Annotated in this window: 4 protein-coding genes; 3 read left to right on the forward strand and 1 reads right to left on the reverse strand. The window is 43.9% G+C overall.

What is annotated here, in order from left to right:
* Positions 1-98: 98 nt before the first annotated feature.
* Entirely contained in the window at positions 99-1214 is a 1116-nt protein-coding gene (locus PLH26_RS11935; RefSeq protein WP_324586250.1) for an acyltransferase family protein, read from the reverse strand.
* Positions 1215-1407: 193 nt separating this feature from the next.
* Here PLH26_RS11935 and PLH26_RS11940 point away from each other — a divergent pair, with 193 nt between their 5' ends.
* From PLH26_RS11940 to PLH26_RS11950, 3 genes are all read left to right on the forward strand, one after another.
* Positions 1408-4380 carry a SusC/RagA family TonB-linked outer membrane protein gene (locus PLH26_RS11940; RefSeq protein ID WP_324586251.1) on the forward strand — a complete coding sequence of 991 codons (2973 nt, stop codon included), beginning with the start codon at positions 1408-1410 and terminating at the stop codon, positions 4378-4380.
* A 42-nt stretch (positions 4381-4422) separates the two neighbouring features.
* The gene (locus tag PLH26_RS11945) at positions 4423-5943 is read left to right on the forward strand and encodes a RagB/SusD family nutrient uptake outer membrane protein (protein ID WP_324586252.1); all 1521 of its coding nucleotides are present in this window, start codon (positions 4423-4425) and stop codon (positions 5941-5943) included.
* 120 nt (positions 5944-6063) lie between these two features.
* A partial coding sequence (locus tag PLH26_RS11950) for a VCBS repeat-containing protein (protein ID WP_324586253.1) occupies positions 6064-9197 on the forward strand: 3134 nt, incomplete at its 3' end.

The raw sequence follows: 9197 nt of genomic DNA on the forward strand, positions 1-9197 counted from the left end.
GCTTAAGGCTTCGGATTTGAAATTTATTTGTTTCTTGTGATTTGGTTCTTGTTATTTTCTTTCGGTGCTTTATATTTCCCGGGCTTCGGTCTTCCCCTTTATACTCTCAAAAACACCTTCTTCTTATACAAAAAATACAGGAAGGCCCATTTTACGGCAATATAGCAGAAAGCAAAAGCAAGGATACCGTAAGGATCGCCTGCCAGTTCGGTAAGCCATTCAAAAAAAGCGTTCGTGCTGTATTTCCAGTCAATAAAATGACCCGACATATAAATCAGGATGGAGTTCATGCCTATGACCACGAAAAAGAAGGCCCATTTTTTATATCCCTTCACATCTATGATATAATAAAAAACTGCCAGCAGCAGCATGCTTATTCCGCCCACCAGCGTTGCAAAAGAGCTTGACCACAAATTTTTATTGAAAGGGAAAGCGATGTTCCATACCAGGGCAACGGCAACAAGCGCGGCGCCTGCAGCAAGCAAACGTACTGCTTTTGCATTGGGCGAAAGAGGACTGTTTTTCAAAAAGCCTCCTGTTAATATACCCAGCAACCCGGTAGCAATGGCCGGGATGGTAGAGAACAGTCCTTCGGGGTCATGAATATTATTTACATACAGTTTACCGGGAAGGAACAGGCGGTCAAAATAAGAGGCAAAATTACCCTCAATGGTGAGGTCGCCTGCAGGAAATCCCGGTGCAGCGGTGCACAGTAAGATAAGCCAGTATCCCAGCAACAGGCATCCGGCCCATATTACCCGGATGCTTTGCTTTTTTGTGTACAGGTAAATGATATTGGCAAACATGTATGCTAAGCCTATCCGTCCCAGCACGCTGCCAAACCTCATTTCTGAAATGGGTTGTATGCTCAGTCCGTTATTGTAAATGATGCCCAGCAGCACTAAGACAAATCCCCGTTTAACTACACGCCGTAACAGCTTTTGCCGGGAAGCGCCTTTTTCCAACTGGCGGCCAACAGAATAGGGAGTGGCAACCCCGGCAATAAAAAGAAACAGCGGAAAGATCAGGTCATAAAACCGGAAGCCATTCCAGTCGGGGTGCGAAAACTGGTGCGATAAACTGTTCCAGAACGGGTTATCTGTTGCTTTGGAAAGTGCATGAAAGATGCGTTCGCCGCCCATGATCCAGAACATATCGAAGCCTCTCAGGGCATCCAAGGAGTATAGACGCTGTGAGCCTAAGGTTTGAGACATACGAGTTAATATTAATATATGATGGGTTGAAAAAATCACCGAATATAAAGGATTGTCGCTTTTTTAAAACTTTTCCCCGGTAAAAAATTTCATTTATGCATAAAAAATTGCTAATATTGTATATTCAATGTTGTGTATAAAATACACAATTGACGACGAAAACTTCTATACTTAAAACTCTAATTTGCTTATTATGGCGCCAAAACGTTTGCTGCAATGTATTGCTCTGTCAATATTTTTGCTCTTCTTTTCTTTTTCCACCGCATTAGCTCAAAACAAAACAATTACCGGTAAGGTAACCGATAGCAAAGACGGTTCACCGATAGTAGGAGTATCGGTTCAGGTTAAAGGCTCCCGCTCGGGAACTACCACCAATATAAGCGGTGACTTTTCTATTACCGTTCCTGCTTCAGCAAAAATTTTAGCAGTGTCGGCAGTGGGTTATGAAGACCAGGAAGTACCTATTGACTCCGATAACCTTAATATTTTGCTTGTTGCCTCTACTTCCAACTTAGAAGAAGTAGTGGTGGTGGGTTATGGTACGGCTCGTAAAAAAGATCTTACGGGGGCCGTCGCTTCGGTGCAGGAAAAAGATTTTAACAGGGGTGTGATCACAGCGCCCGACCAGCTTATTCAAGGTAAGGCTGCAGGCGTATTGGTAATAAACAATACCGGTCAGCCGGGCGGTTCTACAACCATCAGGGTACGGGGCAGCTCTTCCATCAGATCGGGCAACCAACCATTATTTGTTATTGACGGCGTACCCCTTTCGGGTGGTTCATCCCGGCCGGGTACAAGTGGCGGAGGAAGCTACGGAAGCGATGGAGGAAATCCTTTGAACTTCATCAACCCCAATGATATTGCCAGTATGGAGATATTGAAGGATGCTTCTGCTACCGCAATTTATGGTTCACGTGGCGCCAACGGCGTTATTCTTATTACTACCAAACGCGGCAAAAGCGGGGCTCCTCAGCTGGATGCCAACGCTTCTGTAGGGGTATCAAATGTTTTGAAGAAGCTTGAAGTGCTGAATGCCGATGAATACAGGAATGTTTTACAGGATTACAATATAGCCAGTGGCGACTATGGCGGAAATGAGGATCCCTGGGATGCCATAACCAGAACAGCCATTACGCAAAACTATAATACGGCAATAAGCGGTGGAACAGAAAACGGCAGGTACCGTATTTCTGCCGGCTATCTTGATCAGCAGGGTGTAATTGAAACGTCCAAGTTAAAGAAGATCACTGCCAATTTAACCAGCAGCTTCAAATTCCTCGAGAGCAAAAAGCTTGGTCTGGATGTTAATGTGCTCGTTACCCAAACCAACGAAAATATTGCACCGGTATCGGCTTTCGTTGGATTTGAAGGTAACATTATTTCACAGGCATTACAATGGAACCCCACCTTAAAGGTCAGGCAGAGCGCTGATTCTATAACTACGCTTCAGGGAACCACCATTAACCCTTTGGCATCTCTTGCTTATTATAAGGACAGGGCTGTTATAAATACTATTGTCGCAAGTATTGCTCCTTCCTATAAAATAACCGATGACCTGGAATATAAATTCTTATACAGCGTTAACCGCCAGACCGGTGTTAGGAAGGGAATGGTTGACCGTCGCTTAAACCTGGATCAAGTGCATGATCACGGGAATGCCTTTATTGGTAATGGTGAGCAAACCAACCAGCAGGTAACCAATACCCTGAGCTATAATAAAGAAGTTACTTCAGGATTTAATGTGAATGCTGTTGTGGGACATGAATGGCTGATCTTTGACAACCGTGGTGGTTGGATGTCCGGTAAGGATTTTCAAAACATAGGGCTCGATTATTATAACTATATACAGCAGGGGATCACTTCCAACAGGGAGATAGGTTCTTACGCTTCACCTACCACGGAACTGCAATCTTACTTTGCCAGGGCTATCCTGAATTTCCAGGATAAATACCTTGTTACCGGTACATTCCGTGCAGATGGCTCTACCCGTTTTGGTGAGAATAAAAAATACGGTTACTTCCCCTCTATAGGAGCTGCATGGAATATCAGCAATGAATCTTTCATGGCAGGGAACAATATTTTCAACAATCTCAAACTACGTTTTGGCTGGGGTAAAACAGGTAACCAGGAATTTGCGTCCGGAGCCTCATTGGCACGTTTCTCTATAGGAGCCAACAATGGCGGATATTCTCAAACCAATTTTGCCAATCCCGACCTGAGGTGGGAAACATCAGCCACTACCAATGCGGGTATTGATTTTGAAGTACTGGATGGCAGGATATACGGTTCCGTGGATTATTTCTATAAAAAAACCACGGATGTATTGTTTGAAAGAACACTGGCACAACCTGCCCCAAGCGGTAAAATATGGGTGAACCTTGACGGGTATGTATTGAACAAAGGCTGGGAGATATCTTTAACAGGCGCTTTGATGAGAAATGACCGTATCAACTGGAATATTACCGGTAACGCATCGTTCCTGCAAAACACAGTGAAAGGTCTTTCGGGATTTTACCAAACGGGCGAATTAAGAGGCCAGGGTTTCACAGATGTAGACGGGCAAAGGGTTGTTAGCGATCATCCGTTGAATGTATGGTATCTGGGTATTTTTGAAGGTATAGATAAAGCAACGGGACAGAGTATCTACAAAGACGGCGACCCCTCCGCATTTAAATATTATGTTGGCAGCCCCAATCCTAAAATGCTCCTGGGCTTATCAACCGATTTTTCTTACAGGAAATTTACGGCAACCATCAATATGAACGGAACATTTGGCCACTACCTGTTCAACAATACTGCGGCAACAGTGTTAGGAATAGGAAACCTCGGAGGTGGCAGGAACGTTGCCAAATCAATATTTAACACGGATGCAAAGGAAGCTACATCTAATGCTGCGGCGCCTTCCACCCGCTATCTTGAAAAAGGCAATTACATGAAGATGGCTAATGCAACCTTAAGCTACCGGATAGGGGATATCGGCAATGCTTTCAGAAATGTGAATATCTCACTTACCGGTCAAAACCTTTTCGTAATAACAAAATACAGCGGGTTTGATCCGGAAGTAAGTACAGACGGCTCTGTTGACGGCATCCCGTCACTCGGGATAGATTATATTCCTTATCCTTCGGCAAGAACGGTTATTCTGGGCGTTAATTTTTCACTATAGCATATCAAAAACAAAATGAATAAACTTAGTTATATGAAACATATGAAAAAAATATTCGTTGTTCTTCTGATGGCAGGTTCGTTTTCCTGTACCAAGTTAGAAGAATCATTCAATAGTGAAATAAGCGAGAACGATTTGAGTAGTATTACTGCCGAAGGCTTATTGACTTCAACCTACAATTCCTTTGCTACTTACCAGGATGGTAATTTCTGGCATTTGCAGGAGCATACGTCCGATGAAGCGATCGCCCCTACAAGAGGTCCCGACTGGGATGATAACGGGCAATGGCGCGCATTGCATGCGCACACCTGGAATGCCGACCACGGGCAAATCAGCGGCGCCTTCAGCGACCTCCTGTCTGCCCAGTTTAATGCATCCAATGTACTGCAGTTCAGCCCCAGTGCACAGCAGGCTGCCGAAGCAAGATTTTTAAGGGCGATGACCATATTTTCCGTAGCAGACGGATGGAACCAGGTTCCTTACAGGGAAGATCTTACGGATTACAGGCTTGACCCCATTACGCTAAAGGGAACAGAAGCCACCGATTTCATTATCAGTGAGCTTAATGCCATCATGACTGATTTACCAGATAATGTACCGGCTTATACAGCAAGTAAAAATGCTGCAAAGGTTTTATTGATGAAGACCTATCTTAACAGGGGTGTTTTCAAAGATGATCGAGCCAATCCCGGTTTTGATCCGGCAGATATGAATCAGGTAATAACGCTTGCTGATGAGATCATTGGTAGTGGTAAATATGCATTAAGCGATGCGGGCGAATACTTTGATAATTTTGCCCCAACCAATAATGATATATCTAAAGAAAACATATTCACCTTTTTTAATGAGAATGGGGTACGCGGGTCCGACATACGGAATGCCTGGTACCAGATCGCACACTACAATATGGACCCGGGTGGATGGAATGGTTTTGCTACATTATCCGACTTTTATGACAAGTTTGAAGCTTCCGACGAAAGAAGAGGTATAAACTATGTATACCCCGGAACCCTTCCCAATCCGGGTAACAGGCAGAATGTTGGTCTTTTATTCGGGCAGCAATACAACCTTACTACAGATGAGCCGTTAAAAGACAGGCAGGGAGTTAATCTTGCTTTTACACGAGAAGTTAGCCTGCGCGAAACAGGAAGCAATCTTGAAATGACCGGTATAAGAGCAGTAAAATACCCGTATGATTATGCAACCTCAGGCGACCAGAAAAACAATGATTGGGCCTATTTCAGGTATGCAGATGTATTGTTAATGAAAGCGGAAGCGCTGTTAAGAACAGACAGGGCGGCAGATGGGCTGGTAATTGTAAATTCATTAAGGGCAACACGCGGTGCAACGGCGCTTGCGTCATTAACCGAAGCCAACCTGCTTGATGAAAGAGGCAGGGAATTGTACTGGGAAGGCTGGAGACGCCAGGATCTGGTTCGTTTTGGCAAATACAATGAAGCCTGGCAGGAAAAAGCAGCGGATGATCCTAAAAATTTGCTGTTCCCTATTCCGGCTAACCAGTTAGCGGTTAATCCTAATCTTACTCAGAATCCCGGGTATTGATTTTTCTGAATTAATATGATCATATGATGCTAAGGCTGCCTTTCAAGCAGCCTTTCTTCTTGTATCATCCGGCTTATTTTTGACGAAAGTTTTCATTGTCTGTATAAACTGAAGCCTTTAATGCAACCATATTCTCTTTATAAATTATTTATACACTTTTTCCTGCTATGCGCTTTTTTTTCCTGTAAAGAAGGGGAAAAAAAGAATAGTGCCGGATCCGTTCTATTTACTGCTATGGAGCAAACCGGTATTGATTTTTCCAACAATATCCATAATACCAAAGACTTCAATATTTTCAGCTATCGCAATTTTTACAATGGTGGCGGAGTGGCTATCGGTGATATCAATAACGATGGGCTTGCCGATGTTTTTTTTACAGCCAACATGGGTAGTAATAAATTGTACCTGAATAAAGGCAACTGGTGTTTCGAAGACATTTCCGGAAAAGCAGGTATAGAGGAAAAGCAGGATTGGAGCACGGGAGTTGTGCTGGCAGATATAAACAACGACGGCTGGCTTGATATTTTTGTTTGCAATGCAGGCTATATTAATGGCCGCCTGCCGGAGTGCAGATTGTTTATTAACAATCATGACTTAACATTTCAGGAGTCGGCGGCTGAGTACGGGCTTACCAACAGTGGCGGGTATACGACGCACGCTGCTTTTTTTGATTATGATATGGATGGAGACCTGGACTGCTTTATTATCAATAATAGTTTTATTCCCGTTAACACGCTGAACTATGCCAACAAAAGAGATCTGCGTGCCGCCGATTGGCCTGTTGCCGGCTTTTTGAAAGGCGGGGGAGACCGCCTGCTGAGAAACGATAACAGTAAATTTACGGATGTCAGCAAGGAAGCCGGGATTTACGGCAGCCTCATCAGTTTTGGATTGGGTGCAACAGTAGGCGATGTGAATGGGGATTATTATCCTGACATATATGTTTCAAATGATTTTTTTGAGCGGGATTACCTGTATATAAACCAAAAGGACGGCACATACAAAGATGAATTGGAAAGCCGGATGCAGCATACCAGCCTGGCCTCAATGGGTGCCGATCTGGGCGATATCAATAATGACGGACTGCCGGATATTTTCACCACCGACATGCTGCCATACGAGGATAAACGCATTAAAACCACTACCTCATTCGAAAATTACGATCTGTATCATTTAAAAGAAAGATCAGGCTTCTATCATCAGTTCACACAGAACACCTTACAGCTTAACGGAGGGGAAGGGAAATTTTATGAGATCGCGTACTTTAGTGGTGTTGCCGCTTCAGACTGGAGCTGGGGTGGTTTGATCCTGGACGCAGACAATGACGGCTGGAATGATATTTTTGTATGTAATGGCATTTATCATGATGTGACCAATCTTGATTTCATGAATTTTTTTGCCAATGATATGATACAAAAAATGGTACTCACGGGCAAGAAAGAAGAAATTGAGAACATCATTAATAAAATGCCTTCCGTGCCCATATCGAATAAAGCCTTTAAAAACAATGGCAACCTCACTTTTAAAGATGCAGGTTCCGAATGGGGATTGGATCAACCTTCTTTTTCCAATGGCTCTGCCTACGGGGATCTTGATAACGATGGCGACCTTGACCTGGTCACGAATAACACAAACGGGCCTGCTTTTATATACCGCAATAATGCACAGGAACAAAAAGCCAGTCACTATATTGCCATTATACTTAAACAAGCTGATAAGAATATCTTTGCTATTGGCAGTTCCATTAAGATCTTCTCGGGAAACACCACATATACGCGTGAGCTTATGCCTGCCAGGGGCTTTCAGTCTTCCGTTGATTATAAAAATATTATCGGACTGGGCAACAGCAAGCCCGATTCGATGATGATAGTATGGCCGGACAGGTCATATTCCATGTATTACGATCCGGCAGTTGATACGACCTATATTATCACTAAACCTCTTCATACCCAAAAGGTGTTACCCAGCAACACCACCATAACCACCTTTTTAAAACCCACTACCGCCTCTTTTGATAAGCACACAGAAGATAACCATGTGGATTTTTACACTGAGCGCAATGTTCCCGTTCTGCTGTCGCGCGAAGGGCCAAAGGCGGATACCGCAGATGTAAATAATGATGGACTGGCAGACATATATGTGGGGGGCGCCGCCAGCCAGCCCGGCCAACTGTATATTCAGCAGCCCGATGGCAGTTTTATAAAAAAGGCTGAGCCTCTGTTTGATCGCTTTGCTGTGTTTGAAGATACCGGCATATTGTTCTTTGACTGTGATAACGATGGCGACAAAGATCTTTTTATTGGCGCAGGGGGTAACAATCACCAGCAGGGTATGCCGGAACTGCAACACAGGCTGTATATCAATGACGGGAAAGGGAATTTCAGTATTGATAACAGGCGCTTACCACCTAACGCTATGAATATTTCCGTAGTTACAGCCAGCGATTTTGATGATGACGGAGACCAGGATCTTTTCATAGGAGGCAGAAGCGTACCATTTGCATACGGTGTATCGCCGCAAAGTTATTTATTGGAAAATGACGGGAAGGGCAACTTTACAGATGTTACAAGATCAAAAGCTCCCGGCCTGCTGCATGTTGGCATGGTTACCGGGGCAGTATGGGCAGATATTGACGGAGACGAAAAAGATGAGCTTGTTATTTGCGGAGAATGGATGAGCCCTAAGATCTTTACATTCACAAACAATCAATTCAAAGAAGCAGTAACCAGCCTTTCGGAATTATCCGGATGGTGGCAGGACATTGCCGTAGCAGATGTTAACAACGACGGGAAGCAGGATTTGATACTGGCAAATATCGGGGAGAACTTCTATCTGCGCCCTTCCGCCGGGAAACCCGTAAAATTATGGTTGAACGATTTTGATCACAATGGCAGTATAGATAAAATATTGACCTGTAGCATAGATGGCAGGGATGTACCTGTATTTGTAAAGAATGATATGGAGGATCAGCTTCCTGTTATCAGGAAGCAGAACCTGAAGCATGAAGAATATGCTGCAAAATCCATACAGGAATTGTTTCCCGGAGATTTACTCAAATCGTCTACCGTTAAACAGTTCAATTTTCCTTTTTCCTGCGTAGCCATCAACGAGGGCAATAATACATTCACTATACAGCATCTTCCGCAGATGGTGCAGCTTTCCTGTGTTAATACAATATGCGTTACAGACATGGATAATAATGGGACCCCAGACCTGGTGCTGGGAGGAAATAAATTCAACTTCCTGCCGCAGTT

It is taken from the genome of Agriterribacter sp. (assembly GCF_035444585.1).
Classification (GTDB): Bacteria; Bacteroidota; Bacteroidia; order Chitinophagales; family Chitinophagaceae; genus Agriterribacter.